Here is a 19,252-nt window from a genome sequence, read left to right as displayed (position 1 = left end):
ACGCGCGAAAGCGCCTCGCGGTTCCCGGTGGTCTGCATGCCGCACAGACTACGCACGGTCAAAACCCGCCTAGGGCCGAACTTCACCCCAAACAACGCAAGTCGAACCCTGGGAATTGCTGATGTGACGCCGTTCACGAAGGCCACCCTTGTCGAACAGGTCGGAGCGATCTATCGTGCTGATGTATCGAGTCGATACATCAGCGCGGCATAAGTACGCCGGTGGTTCCGGTGGTCCGTGCCGACGGAAGCAGCGGGAGAAGGAGGAGGCACCGGTGAGCAGACGCTCCGGCATCCTCGAGTTCGCTGTCCTCGGCCTGCTCCGCGAATCGCCGATGCACGGCTATGAGCTGCGCAAACGCCTCAACACCTCGCTGGGGATCTTCCGTGCGTTCAGCTACGGAACCCTCTATCCCTGCCTCAAGACGCTGGTAGCCAGCGGCTGGTTGATCGAGGAGCCCGCCGGTGATCCGGCGGACACCGCGCCGGTCACCGGACGCCCGACCGCCGCGTCCTCCTCACTGACGGGACGCCGGGCGAAGATCGTCTACCGGCTGACGGCAGAAGGTAAGGAGCACTTCGAGGAGCTGCTGTCGCACACCGGTCCGGACGCCTGGGAGGACGAGCACTTCGCAGCGCGCTTCGCCTTCTTCGGGCAGACCGAGCGCGAGGTGCGGATGCGGGTGCTCGAAGGCCGGCGCAGCCGGCTGGAGGAGCGCCTGGAGAAGATGCGCGCCTCTCTCGCCCGCACCCGTGAACGACTCGACGACTACACACTTGAGCTGCAGCGACACGGCATGGAGTCCGTGGAGCGCGAAGTGCGCTGGCTGAACGAGCTCATCGAGAGCGAGCGGTCGGGACGGGATCAGCGACGATCCTCGCCCGAGGGCTCTGCTCAGCAGGACACACCTGGAGAGACGGGCGGCCTGCCCCGGCACCGGGACACCACCCGGCCGGATCCGTCCGACGACACCGCCAAGTGAAGTCATCGCACTCCGCGGCGACTTCATCGGAAACACCGATTACACAGGGAGCAACCGGAATGGGTTCGGTTCGCGTAGCCATCGTAGGCGTGGGCAACTGCGCCGCCTCGCTGGTGCAGGGCGTCGAGTACTACAAGGACGCCGATCCGGCCGGCAAGGTGCCCGGTCTGATGCACGTCCAGTTCGGCGAGTACCACGTCAGTGACGTCGAGTTCGTCGCCGCCTTCGACGTCGACGCGAAGAAGGTCGGCCTCGACCTCGCGGACGCCATCGGCGCCAGCGAGAACAACACCATCAAGATCGCGGACGTGCCGAACACGGGCGTGACCGTCCAGCGCGGCCACACCCACGACGGCCTGGGCAAGTACTACCGCGAGACGATCGAGGAGTCCGCGGACGCCCCGGTCGACGTCGTCCAGGTCCTCAAGGACAAGCAGGTCGACGTTCTCGTCTGCTACCTGCCCGTCGGTTCCGAGGTCGCTGCGAAGTTCTACGCGCAGTGCGCCATCGACGCCAAGGTCGCGTTCGTCAACGCGCTCCCGGTGTTCATCGCCGGCACCAAGGAGTGGGCGGACAAGTTCACCGAGGCCGGTGTCCCGATCGTCGGCGACGACATCAAGTCCCAGGTGGGCGCCACCATCACGCACCGCGTGATGGCGAAGCTCTTCGAGGACCGGGGCGTCATCCTGGACCGCACGATGCAGCTGAACGTCGGCGGCAACATGGACTTCAAGAACATGCTCGAGCGTGAGCGCCTGGAGTCCAAGAAGATCTCCAAGACGCAGGCCGTCACCTCGCAGATCCGTGACCGCGAGCTCGGTGCGGACAACGTCCACATCGGCCCCTCGGACTACGTGGCCTGGCTGGACGACCGCAAGTGGGCGTACGTGCGCCTTGAGGGCCGCGCGTTCGGCGACGTTCCGCTGAACCTGGAGTACAAGCTCGAGGTGTGGGACTCCCCGAACTCGGCCGGTGTCATCATCGACGCCGTCCGTGCGGCGAAGATCGCCAAGGACCGCGGCATCGGTGGCCCGATCCTCTCGGCATCGAGCTACTTCATGAAGAGCCCGCCCGTGCAGTACTTCGACGACGAGGCGCGCGAGAACGTCGAGCGGTTCATCAACGGCGACACGGAGAGCTGAACCGGCCCTCTCGGCCGAGAAGCCTCACCGGAGCGCTGAGCGGAGACGCTCACCTCTTCCTGCCGCACGTCGGGGGTCCCCGGGCAATCCGCCCGCGGACCCCCGACGTGTGTGACGCTTGCTCCCATGTCTGTCGCGCGTGATCTGCGCACCCTGCTGCGGCTGCGGAACTTTCGCCGCCTGCTCACCGTGCGGCTGCTGTCCCAGTCCGCCGACGGCGTCTACCAGGTCGCCCTCGCCGCGTACGTCGTCTTCTCCCCCGAGAAGCAGGCGTCGGCCGCCGCCATCGCTTCCGCGATGGCCGTGCTCCTCCTGCCGTACTCCCTGATCGGCCCCTTCGCGGGGGTCCTGCTGGACCGCTGGCCCCGACGCCAGGTCTTCCTCTACGGGAACCTCCTGCGGGCCGCTCTGGCCTGCTCCACGGCCCTGCTGATTCTCGCCTCGGTGCCCGACTGGCTCTTCTACGCCTCGGCCCTCTGCGTCACCGCCGTCAACCGTTTCGTGCTGGCCGGCCTCTCCGCCGCCCTGCCCCGGGTGGTCGACACCGATCGCCTCGTCGTCGCCAACTCCCTGTCTCCCACCGCCGGCACTCTGGCGGCCACCGCGGGAGGCGGTCTCGCTTTCGTCGTACGGCTGGTGGCCGACGAGTCCGACGCGGCGGTCGTGCTGTTGGGGGCGATGCTCTACCTGCTCTCCGCGCTGGCGTCCCTGAGCCTGCCCCGCGCCCTGCTGGGACCGGATACCGACGGGAGCCCCCTGCGACTGCGGGCCGCTCTGGCCGTCACCGCGCGCGGGCTCGTCGCCGGGCTGCACCATCTGACGCAGCGGAGACACGCGGCCGGGGCGCTGGCCGCGATGACCGTGATCCGCTTCTGTTACGGCGCCCTCACCGTGACGGTGCTCATGCTGTGCCGCTATGCCTGGTCGGACACCGAGTCCGACGGTCTGGCCCTGCTCGGCCTGGCGGTCGGGGTCTCCGGTGCGGGATTCTTCGTCGCCGCCGTCCTCACCCCCTGGGCGGTGGGCCGGCTCGGCCGGTACGGGTGGATCGTGGGCTGCGCCGGTGCGGCGGCGATCCTGGTACCCGCCCTGGGCCTCTCCTTCGCCCTTCTCCCGATGCTGATCGCCGCGTTCGTGCTCGGCGTCGTCACCCAGGGGTCGAAGATCGCGACCGACACGGTGGTGCAGACCTCGGTCGACGACTCCTTCCGCGGCCGGGTCTTCTCGCTCTACGACGTGCTCTTCAACGTCGCGTTCGTGAGCGCCGCGGGGGTGGCGGCTCTCATGCTCCCGCCGGACGGCAGATCGGTCCCCGTCGTGGTGGTCGTGTCGGTGCTGTACGCGGTGGTCGCGTTGACGATGCTCCGCCGACGGCAGCTGACCGGCTACCGGTAGCCGGTCATGGATGTGGCGAGGGGCGTTGTTTCACGTGAAACAACGCCCCTCGCCACATCCGGTGGCTGATGTTTCACGTGAAACATCAGCCACCGGGCTCAGTTCTGCCGCGCCCACCACTCCTTGAGCGCGGCCACAGCGGCGTCCCGCTCCATGGGCCCGTGCTCCAGGCGCAGCTCCAGCAGGAAACCGTATGCCTTGCCGATCACCGGACCGGGGCCGACGTCGAGGATCCGCATGATCTCGTTGCCGTCCAGATCAGGGCGGATCGAATCGAGCTCCTCCTGCTCCTGCAGCTGGGCAATGCGCTCCTCCAGCCCGTCATAGGTGCGGGAGAGCGCGTTCGCCTTGCGCTTGTTCCGGGTCGTGCAGTCCGATCGGGTCAGCTTGTGGAGGCGTTCGAGCAGCGGCCCCGCGTCACGCACATACCGGCGCACCGCGGAGTCGGTCCATTCGCCGTCCCCGTACCCGTGGAAGCGCAGGTGCAGCTCCACCAGTTTCGACACGTCCTTGACCAGCTCGTTGGAGTACTTGAGCTCGGTCATGCGCTTCTTCGTCATCTTCGCGCCCACCACCTCGTGGTGATGGAAGGAGACCCGGCCGTCCTTCTCGAAGCGGCGGGTCCTGGGCTTGCCGATGTCATGGAGCAGCGCGGCCAGCCGCAGCACGAGGTCGGGCCCGCCCTCCTCCAGGTCGATGGCCTGCTCCAGGACGGTCAGCGAGTGCTCGTAGACGTCCTTGTGGCGGTGATGCTCGTCACTCTCCAGACGCAGCGCGGGAAGCTCGGGCAGCACCTGCTCGGCCAGTCCTGTGTCGACCAGGAGCCCCAGGCCCTTGCGCGGGTGCTGGGAGAGCAGCAGCTTGTTGAGTTCGTCGCGGACCCGCTCGGCGGAGACGATGCCGATGCGCGCGGCCATCTCCGTCATGGCGGTCACGACGTCGGGTGCGACCTCGAAGTCGAGCTGCGCGGCGAAGCGGGCGGCGCGGAGCATGCGCAGCGGGTCGTCGGAGAAGGATGCCTCGGGTGTTCCCGGGGTGCGCAGTACCCGCTCGGCGAGGTCCTTCAGACCTCCGTACGGATCGACGAACTCCTTCTGCGGCAGAGCCACGGCCATCGCGTTGACCGTGAAGTCACGGCGCACGAGGTCGTCCTCGATGGAGTCGCCGTAGGAGACCTCCGGCTTGCGCGAGGTCCGGTCGTAGGCCTCGGACCGGTAGGTCGTGACCTCGATCTGATAGCCGTCCTTCTGGGAACCGACGGTGCCGAAGGCGATCCCGACCTCCCACACCGAGTCGGCCCAGGGGCGGACGATCTTGAGCACGTCCTCGGGGCGGGCATCGGTGGTGAAGTCCAAGTCGTTCCCGAGCCTGCCCAGCAGGGCGTCGCGGACCGAGCCGCCGACCAGCGCGAGGCCGAATCCGGCCTCCTGGAATCGGCGGGCGAGGTCGTCGGCGACCGGGGACACCCGCAGCAGCTCACTCACCGCGCGGTGCTGCACCTGGCTCAGTGCACTGGCGTTCTCTTCGTTGGCGTTCGGCACAACAGAAAAGGGTACGTGCACGGACCGGCCGCGGCGTCATCGTTTACGGGGGCCCTGCGGGATGCCCGCGATCATGTGCGATGGACCCCAGCACTTCGGCCCGCCGCACCTCGTTACCATGCGGGGACGCAGGACCGAACGATCGACAGCATCTGATGACGACGAGGGACGGGTAGGCGCGTGGCCGAGGCGGCAGACTTCCAGGGGACTCGTCCCTCTCCTGCCCGCCGGTGGCTCCGGCGCACGGCCTCGGCGGTGCTCGGAGCACCGCTGCTGGCCGGCCTCCTGGCCGTTCCCGCGGCCGGTGCCGCCCCGGCCGCCGAGCCCGCCAAGGCCCCCACCGGCTCCCGTACGGTCGATGTGTCCCTGAACACGCTCTCCCCGAGCGTTCCGACGGAGGACGACACTCTGACCGTCTCCGGAACGCTCACCAACAAAGGCAAGGAGACGATCAGCAGCGCCGAGGTCGATCTGCGGGTCGGCCCCCGGCTCTCCGGCCGCGGAGAGGTCGACGACGCCGCGAAGCGCTCCTCGTACGTCCCCGGCGTCGACCCGGCCACCGTCGGGGACAAGTACACGGTGAAGTTCCCCAAGCTCGCCAAGGGGATCAGCCAGGACTTCACGCTCACCGTGCCCGTCGACAAACTCGGCCTGGACGACCCGGGCGTCTACCGGCTCGGCGTCTCGGTCTCCGGCCGTACGACGACCACCCCCTACGAGCAGGTGCTGGGCATCGAGCGCTCGTTCCTGCCCTGGCAGCCCGAGGCGAGCGACAGCAGGACGAAGCTCACCTTCCTCTGGCCACTGATCGCGTCCCCCCATGTCACGGCGGAGACCCGCTCGGACGAACAGCAGACCCCCGTGTTCACCGACGACGACCTGGCCGAGGAGCTGGCGCCCGGTGGCCGGCTGGAGCAGCTGGTGTCCCTGGGCAGCCGGCTCCCCGTGACCTGGGTCGTCGACCCTGACCTCCTGGCGAGCGTCGCGGCGATGGCCGGGAAGTACGAGGTCGAGTCGGGTGACACGACCGTCCCGGGCAAGAACCAGGCCGTCGCCAAGCAGTGGCTCAGCGCGCTGGAGAAGGTGGTCGAGGACGGCAAGGTGATCGCGCTGCCCTTCGCCGACCCCGATCTGGCCTCGATCGCGCACCGCGGCAAGAACGTCTCCGGAACGCTCAGCCATCTGCAGAACGCCTCCGCCGTGGCCGCGACCACCGTGGAGACCATCCTCCACGTGAAGCCGTCCACCGACTTCGCCTGGCCCGTGAACGGCGCCGTGGACTCGTCCATCGTCGATGTGGCGACCTCGGCGGGGGCCCACAACGTGATCGCCCGCAGCGACAGCTTCCGGGAGACCACGAAACTGCCCTACACACCGACCGCGGCGCGGCCGATCGGCGGAGGCACCACAGCAGTCGTCGCGGACGCCCGGCTGTCGACCTTGTTCGACGGCGACATGTCGAGGGCCGGCTCCTCCACCCGCGCGGTCCAGAAGTTCCTCGCCCACACCCTCGCACTGACCGAGCAGACACCGGACAACGAGCGCAGCATCGTCGTGGCCCCCCCGCGGATGCCCACCGTCGCACAGGCCCAGACGATGGCCCGCGCACTGGAGGGCCTGGCGGACAACCGCTGGACGCAGCCCCTGGACCTCGTCGCCGCCGCCGAGGCGAAGCCCGACCCGAGGGCCACCACCAAGGTCCCCCGGGCCTCGGCGTACCCCAAGAAGCTCCGGGCCCAGGAACTGCCCACGCAGGCGTTCCAGGACATCCGCACCACCCAGGGCTCGCTCGACAGCTTCGAGACGATCCTGACGCAGCCCGAGCGCGTGGTGACGCCCTTCGGCAACGCCGTCAACCGCGCGATGTCGACGGCCTGGCGCGGCCGGTCGCTGGAGGCGCAGCAGTACCGGGACGCGGTCCGCGACTACCTGGAGAGCCTCACCTCCGAGGTGCAGCTCATCGAGAAGTCCGACGTCACCCTCTCCGGGCGCAGCGCAACGATCCCGGTCACCGTGCAGAACAAACTGGTGCAGGGCGTGGACCGGCTGGTTCTCCAGCTGACGTCGGACAACATCCGGCTCAAGTTCAACGACGACGGGAGCATGGCCGAGCTGCCGGTCAGCATCGCGGGCGGCCACAGCCAGTCGGTGAAGTTCGACACGGCGACCAGCGCCAACGGCCGCGCCCAGGTGACCGCCCGGCTGTACACGGAGGACGGCACCCAGTACGGCGAGGAGATGACCTTCACCGTGAAGGTCTCCGAGGTGACGCCCACCGTGCTGCTCGTCATCGCCGGCGGCCTGCTGCTCCTGGTGCTGGCGGGTATCAGGATGTACAGCCACCGCAAGCGTGCCGTGGCAAGCGACACGGCGGACGGCAACGGCGACGGACCCGGGCAGCCGAGTGACCCGACTCCGGACACCGGTCCGGAAAGCGGGGCCCCGTCGGGAACGGGTGAGAAAGTGGACCGTTGAGCGATGTCTGTCGTGGCCGGCCGGCCGGGGACGATGAGGTAGGGGTTTCGATGAACGCGCCGTACGACGGAGACCGCGGGCAGGGCGCGGGCGGAGGAGCGTCTCCGGGCGGGCCTCCGGTTCCCCCGGGCGCGGGCCAGGACGGCTTCGTGCCGCCGGACCCGTACCTCCAGCACGCCTACGAGGACGACCCCTACCGGGCGCAGGACCTGGCCGCCCAGGACCCGGTGGGCGAGGCGCTCTACGACCGCGCCGCGCACCCGCCGCCGCCTCCCGGCACGTACCAGGAGCCGGGGCCGCTCTACCAGCAGCCGCCCGCCGCCCCCTACGCCCCCGACCCGCGCATCTGGGCCCAGACCCCGCCCCCCGAGCCGGCGGGGCCCTCCCGGCACCTGCCGTACGGGGACCGCCCGGCGACCACGCAGTTCGTCGGCGTCGACGCGCTCGTCACCCAGGCGTCGGACGACCGACAGGAGCCGGACGCCTTCGCCCACCTCTTCCGGGACCAGGAGGGATCGGGGAAGCCCCCGGTACCGCCCCAGCCCGAACCGGCTCCCGCACCCGCACCCGCCAAGGGCGGCGGCAAGGTCTCCGGACTCCTCAAGTCCAGCGCGGTCATGGCCGCCGGCACGCTCGTCTCCCGGCTCACCGGCTTCGTGCGGTCCCTGGTGATCACCGCCGCACTCGGAGCCGTACTGCTCGGCGACAGCTTCACCATCGCCTACACCCTGCCGACGATGATCTACATCCTCACCGTCGGCGGCGGCCTCAACTCCGTCTTCGTCCCCCAGCTCGTCCGCGCGATGAAGAACGACGAGGACGGCGGCGAAGCCTTCGCGAACCGACTGCTGACTCTGGTTATGGTCACGCTCGGTGCGATCGTCGCCGTCGCGGTGTTCGCCGCGCCGACGCTGATCCACATGCTGTCCCCCACGATCGCGAACGACGTCGCCGCCAACAGCGTCGCCGTCACCTTCGCCCGCTACTGCCTGCCGACCATCTTCTTCATGGGCGTGCACGTGGTGATGGGCCAGATCCTCAACGCCCGCGGCAAGTTCGGCGCGATGATGTGGACCCCGGTCCTCAACAACATCGTCATGATCATCACCTTCGGGCTGTTCATCTGGGTCTACGGCACATCCGGTGAGTCGCAGATGGGTGTGGACACCATCCCGCCGGAGGGCGTCCGGCTGCTGGGAGTCGGCACCCTGCTCGGCCTCGTCGTCCAGTCCCTGGCGATGATCCCCTACCTGCGCGAGACGGGTTTCCGCTTCCGCCCCCGGTTCGACTGGAAGGGCCACGGGCTGGGCAAGACCATCAAGCTGGCCAAGTGGACCGTGCTCTTCGTGCTCGCCAACCAGGCCGGTGTGCTGGTCGTCACCCAGCTGTCCACGGCGGCCGGCGCGGCCTCGGGCCACGACGGCACCGGGTTCCTGGCCTACTCCAACGCCCAGCTGATCTGGGGCATGCCGCAGGCCATCATCACCGTCTCGGTCATGGCCGCACTGCTGCCCCGCATCTCCCGGGCCGCCCACGACAACGACCCGGGTGCGGTCCGCGACGACATCTCGCAGGGACTGCGCAACTCGGCCGTCGCCATCGTGCCGGTGGCCTTCGCCTTCCTCGCGCTCGGCCTGCCGATGGCCACCCTGCTGTACGCCTCCAGCGGCATCGAGGCCGCCCGCTCCATGGGCTTCATCCTCATGGCCTTCGCGCTCGGCCTGATCCCGTACTCCGTGCAGTACGTCGTCCTCCGAGGGTTCTACGCCTACGAGGACACCCGCACCCCCTTCTACAACACGGTCATCGTGGCCGCCGTCAACGCCGCCGCCTCCGCACTCTGTTACGTCGTCCTGCCCGCCCGCTGGGCCGTCGTCGGCATGGCCTTCTCCTACGGTCTGGCCTACGCGGTCGGCGTCGGTGTCGCCTGGCGACGGCTGCGCAACCGGCTGGGCGGCGACCTGGACGGCGCGCACATCGTGCGGACCTACGCGCGCCTCTGCATGGCCGCGGTGCCCGCCGCCCTGGTCGGCGGCGCCGTCGGATTCGGGATCCTGGAACTCGTCGGCACCGGCGCACTCGGCTCGCTGGCCGCGCTGATCTGCGGCGGCGTCATCCTCCTGGGCATCTTCTTCGTCGCGGCGAAGAAGATGCGCATCGAAGAGGTCAACGGCCTGGTCGGCATGGTCCGTGGACGGCTCGGACGCTGAATGAGCGCTAGCCCGCACAACCATCGCCGCACTCCGCTTGTCGTGCATAGCGCCGGAGTGTGGGCACAATTGGCGTGACTGTGCAGAGCTGGCTGGCATCGCGCAACGGATGGGGAGGCAGGAACGACGGTGGCGGAACGTAGCACGGCTGCCGTCGACGTGGCTGACAACAGCGGCGACGAGCCGCTGACCGCCAAGGCGGACGAGGCCACGACCGACGGGACGGCGCAAGCCGAGGAAACCGAGGGCGCGAGCCCCAAGGACACCGAGAAGACGGACGGTGGGCGGGAGCGTTCCGAGGCCGTTCCGGCCTCACCCGATCTGCACAGCGGTCACAAACTCGCCGGGCGCTACCGCCTGGAGGAGTGCGTCACCCGTCTGGACGGCTTCAGCAGCTGGCGTGCTGTCGACGAGAAGCTCCGCCGCGCGGTGGGCGTACACCTGCTGCCCGCGGACCACCCGCGAGCCCGCTCGGTGCTGGCGGCCGCCCGCTCCTCAGCGCTGCTCGGCGACCCCCGCTTCGTCCAGGTCCTGGATGCCGTCGAGGAGAACGACCTCGTCTACGTGGTCCACGAATGGCTGCCGGACGCCACCGAGCTCACCGCTCTGCTGGCCACCGGGCCGATGGAGGCCCACGACGCCTACCAGCTCGTCAGCCAGCTCTCCCAGGCGATGGCCGCCGCCCACCGCGAGGGCCTGTCCCATCTGCGCCTCACCCCCGGGGCGGTCCTGCGCAGCTCCACCGGGCAGTACCGCATCCGAGGCCTCGCCGTGAACGCCGCCCTGCGCGGCATCACCGCGGAACGCCCCCTCCGGACGGACACCGAGGCCATCGGCGCCCTGCTGTACGCCGCACTGACCCACCGCTGGCCGTACGGGGACGACGCCCACGGCCTCGCCGGGCTGCCCAAGGGCATGGGGCTCATCGCCCCGGACCAGGTCCGCGCCGGCGTCCACCGTGGTCTCTCGGAACTCGCCATGCGGGCACTCGCCAACGACGGGGCCACCGCCTCCCGGCAGGAACCGCCCTGCACCACCCCGGACGAGCTGGCCAAGGCCGTCGCGGCCATGCCGCGCATCCTTCCTCCGGAACCCACGTTCACCGCGCCGCCCGCCTACCAGCGGACGACCTATCAGCAGGGGACGTACGGACGGCCGTCCTCCCACCCGTCCGCCGTCGCCCAGCCCGTGATGCCCGCCCCTCCCGCCCCCCTGCAGAGCCGCGCCGGCCGCGCGCTCAAGTGGACCGTCTCGGCGCTCCTCATCGCCGCGCTGGGCCTCGGCAGCTGGCAGCTCGCGGAAGCGCTGCTCGACCGCACCAAAGGCTCCGACGACACCGGCGTCACCGAACCGAACGAGGACGACAAGAACAAGGACGACCAGCCCGCGCCGTCCGCCGAACCGCTGGACATCGCGGGGGCCACCGAGTTCATGCCCGACGGCTCCGGCATCAAGGAGCGGGAGGTGCAGAACACCATCGACGGCGATTCCGGGACCCACTGGGTCACCCCTCGGTACCAGGGGTTCGCCAACTTCGGGAACCTCCCCCAGCGCAAGCAGGGCAGCGGAATCATCGTCGACCTCGGCAAGGTGCGGGACGTCTCCGGCGTCGACGTGTCCATGTACCGGAAGGGGCAGACTACGACTGTGCTCGCCGCCTCCCCTGACGCTTCGTACCCGTCCACGACGGCCGACTTCGACCAGCAGATCGTCAAGCGGACGGTCGCGGGAAAGGCGCTTGAGGAGAAGCTGGACAAGCCCGTCCGCACCCGCTACGTCCTGATCCACGTCACGGAGCTCCCCTCGGACGGCACCGGCGGCTACCGCGGCGGCATCACCGACATCTCCGTCCTCGGCTGACGCGCGGGCCGGTCCGGGCCACCCGTGCCGGCCCGTGATCACCGGCGCCACTCGCCCGCTACTGTGGGGCGACCGCCCGCACCACCGAGCGCCTGCGGTGACCAGGGTTGCGTCCGTCACACCCGTGACGGCAGGCTTCTCCCCGTCGCACCGCTTCACCGGGTGCGGCCCGCATGTGACATCGGATCCGGTTCGGAGGGGGAGCACGGTGGATTCCGTTCCACCCGAGGCACCGAGCGACTCGGACCTGCTCGCCCAGCATGTGGCGGGCGACCCCGACGCCTTCGGTGAGCTCGTACGCCGCCACCGCGACCGGCTCTGGGCCGTGGCGCTGCGCACCCTGGGGGACAGGGAGGAGGCGGCCGACGCCGTCCAGGACGCCCTCGTCAACGCCTTCCGCGCCGCCCACACCTTCCGCGGCCAGTCCGCGGTCACCACCTGGCTGCACCGGATCACCGTCAACGCCTGCCTCGACCGGGTCCGCAAGGCCGCCTCCCGCAAGACGTCCCCGGTGGACGACGCCGAACGGCTCGATCAGCTCCTGGAACCCCATGAATCGGCCGAGGCCCCCGCGGTCCGGCAGGACCTCCATCGCCAGCTCCAGGAGGCCCTGGGCACACTGCCCGCCGAGCAGCGGGCGGCCCTCGTCCTCGTCGACATGCAGGGCTACTCCGTCGCGGAGGCGGCCGGCATCCTCGATGTGCCGTCCGGCACCGTGAAAAGCCGATGCGCCCGGGGCCGGGCGAGACTGGCCCCCCTGGTCCGGCATCTGCGCGCGGGAACCGGGGGGCAGGCACCCGACGGCGAGATCGGCGCGGCCGGAAGGAACCGGACCCCCGGAGCATCCGTCCCATCTGCGTCAGGTCCCAGAGACGCAGGAGCAGGCGATCCTGCCGCTACGAAGGGAGGAGGTGGGCGCCCGTGACATCCACGGCCGACACGGCTCAGCACCCGGAGGTCTCCGAGATCTCCGATCTCACCGAGGGGCTGCTCTCGCCTTCCCGGGCGACGGAAGTCCAGCAGCACGTCGCGGGTTGCGACCTCTGCTCGGAGGTACAGGGCTCCCTGGACGAGATCCGTGGGCTCCTCGGGACGATGCCCGCCCCGGAACCGATGCCCGAGGACATCGCCGCGCGTATCGACGCGGCTCTCGCGGCGGAGGTCCGCCCCACCGCTCCCGCCGTGGACGAGCCGGTCGTTGTTTCACGTGAAACAACGACCGCCGAAGACACGACGACCGCCCGTGCGACGCGCGAGCCCGTTCCCAGGAGCGTCGGCGCCTCCGTGCAGGATCGTCCTGCGGGCCGGTCCTCCGCCGCCACCGGACCGGGCCGTCGTCCCTCCCGTCGGCGGCGGCGCGCTGTGGTCCTCGGCACCGCGTTCGGCGCGGCGGTCATCGGGATGAGCGTCTTCTTCCTCCAGTCCATCGCTCCGTCCGGCGACTCATCCAAGACCGCGGCCGACAGCGGAGTCAGCGCCGGGGAGAGCCGCGCGCACGCCTACGCCGACGGCACGCTGGAATCCCAGGTGCAGGACCTCGTCGGCAGTGGTGCCGCCCAGGAGAGCCCCGGCGCAAAGAAGGTGCCGCCGGGCGCGGACACCAAGTCGACGAGTGAGGCCCTCACCCCCGACGCCGAGACGCCCAGGAGCCCCTTGAAGGCGCCTGCCGTCGATGTTCCCCCCTGCGTCCAGCAGGCCACCGGCCGCACCACGCCGGCCCTCGCCCTGGACAAGGGGACGTACCAGGGAACAGGCGCCTATCTCGTCGTCCTTCCGCACGCGAGCGACTCCTCACGCGTGCAGGCCTATCTCGTGGCCTCCTCCTGCGTGGACGCCGCCCCGCAGTCCACGGGGCAGCTGCTGCTCACCCGCGCCTACGACCGCCCCTGAAAGCCGTCCGCGACCGCCGCGGCACGTTCGGGAATGCATCAGCCGTAGGATCCGTTGGGTGGGGTGTGAGTCGTTGAACCGACCCCGTAGGCAGTTAGGCAGTCTGCAGAAACGAGGAAGAAACCCGTGAGCGACGTCCGTAATGTGATCATCATCGGCTCCGGACCGGCCGGGTACACCGCCGCGCTGTACACCGCCCGCGCCTCGCTGAACCCGTTGGTCTTCGAGGGCGCCGTCACGGCCGGCGGTGCGCTGATGAACACCACCGACGTGGAGAACTTCCCCGGCTTCCAGGACGGCATCATGGGCCCCGAGCTCATGGACAACATGCGCGCCCAGGCCGAGCGCTTCGGCGCCGAGCTGATCCCCGACGACGTGGTCGCGGTCGACCTCACCGGTGACGTCAAGACGGTCACCGACACCGCGGGCACCGTCCACCGCGCCAAGACCGTCATCGTCACGACCGGCTCCCAGCACCGCAAGCTCGGACTGCCCAACGAGGACGCCCTCTCCGGACGCGGCGTCTCCTGGTGCGCCACCTGCGACGGCTTCTTCTTCAAGGACCACGACATCGCCGTGATCGGCGGCGGCGACACCGCGATGGAGGAGGCGACCTTCCTCTCCCGCTTCGCCAAGTCCGTCACGATCGTCCACCGCCGTGACACCCTGCGCGCCTCCAAGGCCATGCAGGACCGGGCCTTCGCCGACCCGAAGATCAAGTTCGCCTGGGACAGCGAGGTCGCCGAGGTCAAGGGCGACCAGAAGCTCTCCGGTCTGACCCTGCGCAACACCAAGACCGGCGAGACGTCTGAGCTCCCTGTGACCGGACTGTTCATCGCCGTCGGCCACGACCCGCGCACCGAGCTCTTCAAGGGCCAGCTGGAGCTCGACGACGAGGGTTACCTGAAGGTCGAGGCGCCCTCCACCCGCACCAACCTCACCGGCGTCTTCGGCGCCGGAGACGTGGTCGACCACACCTACCGTCAGGCCATCACGGCAGCGGGCACCGGCTGCTCCGCCGCCCTGGACGCCGAGCGCTTCCTCGCGGCCCTGGCCGACGCGGAGCCCGCGGAGCCGGAGAAGACCCCGGCCGTCTGAACGTCCGCACCGCATCCCACCCCCCGAGAGACTAAGGAGGCCGCCGTGGCCGGCGACCTGAAGCACGTTACGGATGACACCTTCGACGAGGTCGTCCTCAAGAGCGACAAGCCTGTTCTGGTCGACTTCTGGGCCGCCTGGTGCGGCCCGTGCCGCCAGATCGCCCCCTCGCTGGAGGCGATCGCAGCGGAGCACGGCGACCAGATCGAGATCGTCAAGCTCAACATCGACGAGAACCCGGCCACCGCCGCCAAGTACGGCGTGATGTCCATCCCGACCCTGAACGTGTACCAGGGCGGCGAGGTCGCCAAGACCATCGTCGGCGCCAAGCCGAAGGCCGCGATCCTCCGCGACCTCGAAGGCTTCATCAGCGCGTAGTCGCGCAGCGGCACGCCGTCGCCATGTTTCACGTGAAACGGGCCTGCCCCTCAGGGGGTGGGCCCGTTTCGCATGGCGGCAGGCAGCGACGGCCCGGCCTCACAACGGCCGCAGCGCCGGTTCCTTCTGAACAGCCCCCAGGAGCCGGTCGAGCGCCATCTCCACGTCTTCCTTCCAGGAGAGCGTCGTCCGCAGATCCAGCCTCAGCCGTGGGTACACGGGATGCGGGCGTACGGTCTTGAAGCCGACGGCCAGCAGATGGTCCGCGGGGAGTACGCAGGGGGACTGCTCGGACCGCGCGTCGCCGAACGCCTCGATCGCCTTGAAGCCCCGGCGCAGAACGTCCTTCGCCACCGTCTGCACCATGACACGGCCCAGCCCCTGACCCTGGTACTCGGGAATGATCAGCCCAGTGATGAGCTGAACGGCATCGGGAGAGACCGGGCTGGTCGGGAACGCCGTCGAACGGGGAACGTACGCGGGCGGGGCGTAGAGCACGAAGCCCGCCGGTACGTCATCCACATAGACCACCCGGCCGCAGGACCCCCACTCCAGGAGGACTGCGGAGATCCAGGCCTCCTTCTCCAGCTCCGGCTTGCCCGCCTTTACCGCGGCTTCCCCACTGACCGGGTCAAGCTCCCAGAAGACGCATGAGCGGCAACGCCCGGGGAGGTCCGGGAGGTTGTCCAGGGTGAGTGGTACGAGCCGACGCCCCATGACAGCGACGCCTCCCTTCCTTCGCCCGCCGCACCCCGTGCGACTGCCAGTGTGCTCCGTTCATGGAACAGACTGCCGACGAATCCCCCGACGGCGCCCAGGCCCAGCCCGACCGTGACGAGCCGACTGCGGCTCACTCTTCGCAAGGCCTCCGCCCTCCTCTGAGGTCGATCGCCGTGGACGCGCCGTCCCAGAACGCATCGTATCCACCCTGGGGTGATGCGGATACCGGGAGAGCGCGAAGGGCGGGCCGGGTTCCGGTAGGTACCCGGCTCACGGCCCGCCCTTCCTCGGGTCCCGCTGCTCAGCCCTCGTCGCCCTCATCGGACGTCTCGGCGAGCCGACGCTCCAGCACCCGGCCCTCGCCCGGGGCGAGACTGCCGAGGATCCGGTCCAGGTCCTCCATCGAGGCGAACTCGACGACGATCTTGCCCTTCTTCTGCCCCAGGTCGACCTTCACCCGGGTCTCGAAGCGATCGGACAGGCGGGTCGCCAGGTCGGTCAGAGCGGGGGACAGGCGGCCGCCTGCCCTCGGCCCCTTGGGCTTCACAGCGCTCGTCGGGCTAGAGCCCATGAGCGTCACGATCTCCTCGACCGCACGCACCGAAAGCCCCTCGGCCACGATGCGGTGGGCCAGCCGGTCCTGCTCCTCGGAGTCGTCCACGGACAGCAGCGCGCGGGCATGGCCGGCCGAAAGCACGCCCGCGGCGACCCGGCGCTGCACCGGTGGCGAAAGCCGCAGAAGCCGCAGCGTGTTCGTCACCTGCGGACGCGAACGGCCGATCCGGTCGGCCAGCTGGTCATGGGTGCACTTGAAGTCCTTGAGCAGCTGGTCGTACGCGGCGGCCTCCTCCAGCGGGTTCAGCTGAGCCCGGTGGAGGTTCTCCAGGAGCGCGTCCAACAGCAGCTTCTCGTCGTCCGTGGCGCGGACGATGGTGGGAATCCGCTCCAGGCCCGCTTCACGGCAGGCCCTCCACCGACGCTCACCCATGATGAGCTCGTAGCTGTCCGGGCCCGCCTTCCGGACCACGACCGGCTGGAGAAGGCCGACTTCCTTGATGGAGACGACCAGCTCGGCCAGCGCGTCCTCGTCGAAGACCTCACGAGGCTGGCGGGGGTTCGGCGTGATCGTCCCGATCGGCAGCTCGGCGAAGTACGCACCGGACGTGCCGGCTTCCTGCTCGGATCGGCCCTCCGGAGTGGATGCGGGCTCCGGCACCACCGGGACGGAGGGCAGCGCGGTCACCTTCGCAGCGGCCACCCCACGCTCCGCCGTCAGAACGGGACCCGCGCCGGACGACGCCGCGCCGCCCCCGGGCGCTGACACCTGCTTCTCCTGGGGAGCGGCGGGGATCAGCGCACCGAGCCCACGCCCCAGTCCTCTACGACGCTCACTCACTGAATGCCCTCCGAAACGTTCTGCTGGCTGTTCTGACTGCTCGTGTGGGCGTGCTGAGCCTCGTAGTGCACCCCGACGCCCCGCAGGGCGATCTCCCGGGCGGCTTCAAGATACGAGAGCGAACCGCTGGAGCCCGGATCGTAGGTCAGCACGGTCTGCCCGTAGCTCGGCGCCTCCGAGATACGCACCGAACGCGGGATGCTCGTCCGCAGCACTTCCTTGCCGAAGTGGGTACGAACCTCCTCGGCGACCTGCGAGGCGAGCCTCGTCCGGCCGTCGTACATCGTCAACAGGATCGTCGAGACGTGCAGGTCCGGGTTGAGATGGCCTCGCACCAGGTCGACGTTCCGCAGGAGCTGCCCCAGGCCTTCCAGCGCGTAGTACTCGCACTGGATGGGGATCAGCACCTCGGCCCCGGCCACCAGCGCGTTCACCGTCAACAGACCCAGTGAGGGCGGGCAGTCGATGAGGATGTAGTCCAGCGGCTGCTCATACGCCTGGATGGCCCGCTGGAGCCGGCTCTCCCGTGCCACCAGGGAGACCAGCTCGATCTCCGCACCGGCGAGATCGATGGTCGCGGGGGCACAGAAGAGACCCTCTACGTCCGGCACGGGCTGGACCACCTCGGAGAGCGGGCGGCTCTCCACCAGGACGTCGTAGATCGAGGGAACATCGGCGTGGTGATCGATGCCCAGAGCCGTGGAGGCGTTGCCCTGCGGGTCGAGGTCGACCACCAGAACGCGTGCACCGTGCAGGGCCAGGGAAGCGGCAAGGTTGACCGTGGTGGTCGTCTTCCCGACCCCGCCCTTCTGGTTGGCCACCACCATGACGCGGGTGCGGTCAGGACGGGGCAGCCCTTCGCCGGCGCGGCCGAGGGCCTCGACCGCCAGCTGAGCGGCTCGGCCGATGGGTGTGTCGTCCATCGGCGGCGGTGTTTCACGTGAAACACCCTCACCCACGGACTCGGTTCGGGGACCGGGGACCGGGTCGGTCATCGGTCCCGCGATGTTGGCGTCGGACCGCAAGGATTCACTCTCCTCGACTTCAGGCTCGCAATGAACAGAGCCTGCCATGCTTTCGGGGTCGTGAACCAGCGAGGCCCGCTGTTCTGTGGATGAAACCGTGCGTGTGGACAACTCGGCAACCCGTCCGGGCTTGCGGTCGCGCGGCGTGGCAGCCGCACGACCACGGCCGATGATTCCCTGCAACAGAGAGCGACGTTTCACGTGAAACACGATGCCCCTGCGGAGCAACTACCAGGCCACGACACTCCGCACGGGTACGCATCGCTACTTTCCGGCAGAACCACTGCTAAGTGGTGCGAGAACCAACAGAAACCGCATACCGTCCAACCGGGCAGAGCTCCCGACCGGGCGGCGCCAACGTCCTGCGGCGTCCCTCAGCGACGCCTGCGCGTCCGTTCCGTCCGAGCGGCCTTGGCCCTCTTTGCGGCGAACCTCACACCGCCCGGGCTCTCTCCCACCACGACACGGACCACGGTGGAGAGCGGGTCGACCAAACCCTCACCGACCTGGAGCACCTCGGTCTCCAGGACACCGAGCTTGCTGAGCGCGGCCCTGGCACCGTTGAGCTCCTCCTCGGCGGTGTCACCCTTGAGCGCGAGCATCTCTCCGTAAGGCTTCAGCAGGGGCACACCCCAGCCCGCCAGCCGGTCCAGCGGCGCCACCGCACGGGCGGTCACCACGTGAACGGGCTGGAGCGTCCCGAGGACCTCCTCGGCCCGGCCGCGCACGACCGTCACATGGTCCAGGCCGAGCAGTTCGACGACTTCCTGGAGGAAGTTGGTCCGCCGCAGCAGCGGCTCCAGCAACGTGATCTTGAGGTCGGGGCGCACCAGAGCCAGCGGGATGCCGGGCAGCCCCGCACCGGAGCCCACATCGCAGACGGTGACGCCTTTGGGCACGACCTCGGAGAGCACCGCACAGTTCAGCAGGTGCCGCTCCCACAGCCGGGGGACCTCACGCGGCCCGATCAGGCCTCGCTTGACCCCGGCGTCCGCCAGGAGCTCCCCGTACCGGACAGCCTCCGGAAAGAACTCTCCGAACACCGCCTGCGCCTCCGCAGGTGCCTGGGGGAGCTCTGCTGCCTCCGTCACGGGGACCGTCCTTCCGTACCGCACTAGCGCACTGTAGGTGGCTGACTAT

The 19,252-nt window shown here is 69.6% G+C and carries 15 protein-coding genes; 10 read left to right on the top strand and 5 right to left on the bottom strand.

Going from position 1 to position 19,252, the window contains the following annotated elements; genetic code table 11:
- The first annotated feature begins 274 nt into the window (after positions 1–274).
- The 3 genes from D581_RS0111305 (at position 275) to D581_RS0111295 (ending at position 3,519) form a co-directional block, all read left to right on the top strand.
- Complete coding sequence (locus tag D581_RS0111305) at positions 275–982, top strand: PadR family transcriptional regulator (RefSeq protein ID WP_018957338.1); 708 nt, start codon at positions 275–277, stop codon at positions 980–982.
- A 59-nt stretch (positions 983–1,041) separates the two neighbouring features.
- Positions 1,042–2,124 (top strand): inositol-3-phosphate synthase, encoded by a 1,083-nt coding sequence (locus tag D581_RS0111300; protein ID WP_026290415.1) that lies wholly within the window; start codon positions 1,042–1,044, stop codon positions 2,122–2,124.
- A gap of 126 nt (positions 2,125–2,250) precedes the next feature.
- The gene (locus D581_RS0111295; RefSeq protein ID WP_018957336.1) at positions 2,251–3,519 is read left to right on the top strand and encodes an MFS transporter; all 1,269 of its coding nucleotides are present in this window, start codon (positions 2,251–2,253) and stop codon (positions 3,517–3,519) included.
- A gap of 98 nt (positions 3,520–3,617) precedes the next feature.
- On the opposite strand, the gene D581_RS0111290 is transcribed toward D581_RS0111295, so the two are convergent.
- Complete coding sequence (locus tag D581_RS0111290) at positions 3,618–5,060, bottom strand: CCA tRNA nucleotidyltransferase (RefSeq protein ID WP_018957335.1); 1,443 nt, start codon at positions 5,058–5,060, stop codon at positions 3,618–3,620.
- A 180-nt stretch (positions 5,061–5,240) separates the two neighbouring features.
- Here D581_RS0111290 and D581_RS0111285 point away from each other — a divergent pair, with 180 nt between their 5' ends.
- From D581_RS0111285 to trxA, 7 genes are all read left to right on the top strand, one after another.
- Positions 5,241–7,535 carry a DUF6049 family protein gene (locus D581_RS0111285; protein WP_026290414.1) on the top strand — a complete coding sequence of 765 codons (2,295 nt, stop codon included), beginning with the start codon at positions 5,241–5,243 and terminating at the stop codon, positions 7,533–7,535.
- 50 nt (positions 7,536–7,585) lie between these two features.
- Positions 7,586–9,745 (top strand): murein biosynthesis integral membrane protein MurJ, encoded by a 2,160-nt coding sequence (gene murJ / locus D581_RS0111280; RefSeq protein WP_018957333.1) that lies wholly within the window; start codon positions 7,586–7,588, stop codon positions 9,743–9,745.
- 129 nt (positions 9,746–9,874) lie between these two features.
- On the top strand, positions 9,875–11,605 hold the full coding sequence (locus D581_RS0111275) for a serine/threonine protein kinase (RefSeq protein WP_018957332.1): 1,731 nt from the start codon (positions 9,875–9,877) through the stop codon (positions 11,603–11,605).
- 208 nt (positions 11,606–11,813) lie between these two features.
- The gene (sigM, locus tag D581_RS0111270; RefSeq protein ID WP_018957331.1) at positions 11,814–12,530 is read left to right on the top strand and encodes an RNA polymerase sigma factor SigM; all 717 of its coding nucleotides are present in this window, start codon (positions 11,814–11,816) and stop codon (positions 12,528–12,530) included.
- Positions 12,527–13,495 carry a hypothetical protein gene (locus D581_RS0111265; RefSeq protein ID WP_018957330.1) on the top strand — a complete coding sequence of 323 codons (969 nt, stop codon included), beginning with the start codon at positions 12,527–12,529 and terminating at the stop codon, positions 13,493–13,495. Before sigM ends, D581_RS0111265 begins: the two co-directional genes overlap by 4 nt.
- A gap of 126 nt (positions 13,496–13,621) precedes the next feature.
- Complete coding sequence (gene trxB / locus D581_RS0111260) at positions 13,622–14,593, top strand: thioredoxin-disulfide reductase (protein WP_026290413.1); 972 nt, start codon at positions 13,622–13,624, stop codon at positions 14,591–14,593.
- Positions 14,594–14,638: 45 nt separating this feature from the next.
- Positions 14,639–14,971 carry a thioredoxin gene (gene trxA / locus D581_RS0111255; RefSeq protein ID WP_018957328.1) on the top strand — a complete coding sequence of 111 codons (333 nt, stop codon included), beginning with the start codon at positions 14,639–14,641 and terminating at the stop codon, positions 14,969–14,971.
- A gap of 99 nt (positions 14,972–15,070) precedes the next feature.
- On the opposite strand, the gene D581_RS0111250 is transcribed toward trxA, so the two are convergent.
- The 4 genes from D581_RS0111250 to rsmG form a co-directional block, all read right to left on the bottom strand.
- The gene (locus D581_RS0111250) at positions 15,071–15,688 is read right to left on the bottom strand and encodes a GNAT family N-acetyltransferase (RefSeq protein ID WP_018957327.1); all 618 of its coding nucleotides are present in this window, start codon (positions 15,686–15,688) and stop codon (positions 15,071–15,073) included.
- Positions 15,689–15,992: 304 nt separating this feature from the next.
- Positions 15,993–17,087, bottom strand: a complete 1,095-nt coding sequence (locus tag D581_RS0111245) for a ParB/RepB/Spo0J family partition protein (protein ID WP_026290412.1) — start codon at positions 17,085–17,087, stop codon at positions 15,993–15,995.
- A complete protein-coding gene (locus tag D581_RS0111240; RefSeq protein WP_078585112.1) occupies positions 17,084–18,160 on the bottom strand; it encodes a ParA family protein in 1,077 nt (358 codons plus the stop codon). The genes D581_RS0111245 and D581_RS0111240 overlap by 4 nt, the downstream gene beginning before the upstream one ends.
- A gap of 326 nt (positions 18,161–18,486) precedes the next feature.
- Entirely contained in the window at positions 18,487–19,203 is a 717-nt protein-coding gene (gene rsmG / locus D581_RS0111235) for a 16S rRNA (guanine(527)-N(7))-methyltransferase RsmG (RefSeq protein ID WP_026290411.1), read from the bottom strand.
- Positions 19,204–19,252 lie beyond the last annotated feature (49 nt).

The organism is Streptomyces sp. CNB091 (assembly GCF_000377965.1).
This window is presented reverse-complemented; position numbering and strand designations above follow the sequence as displayed.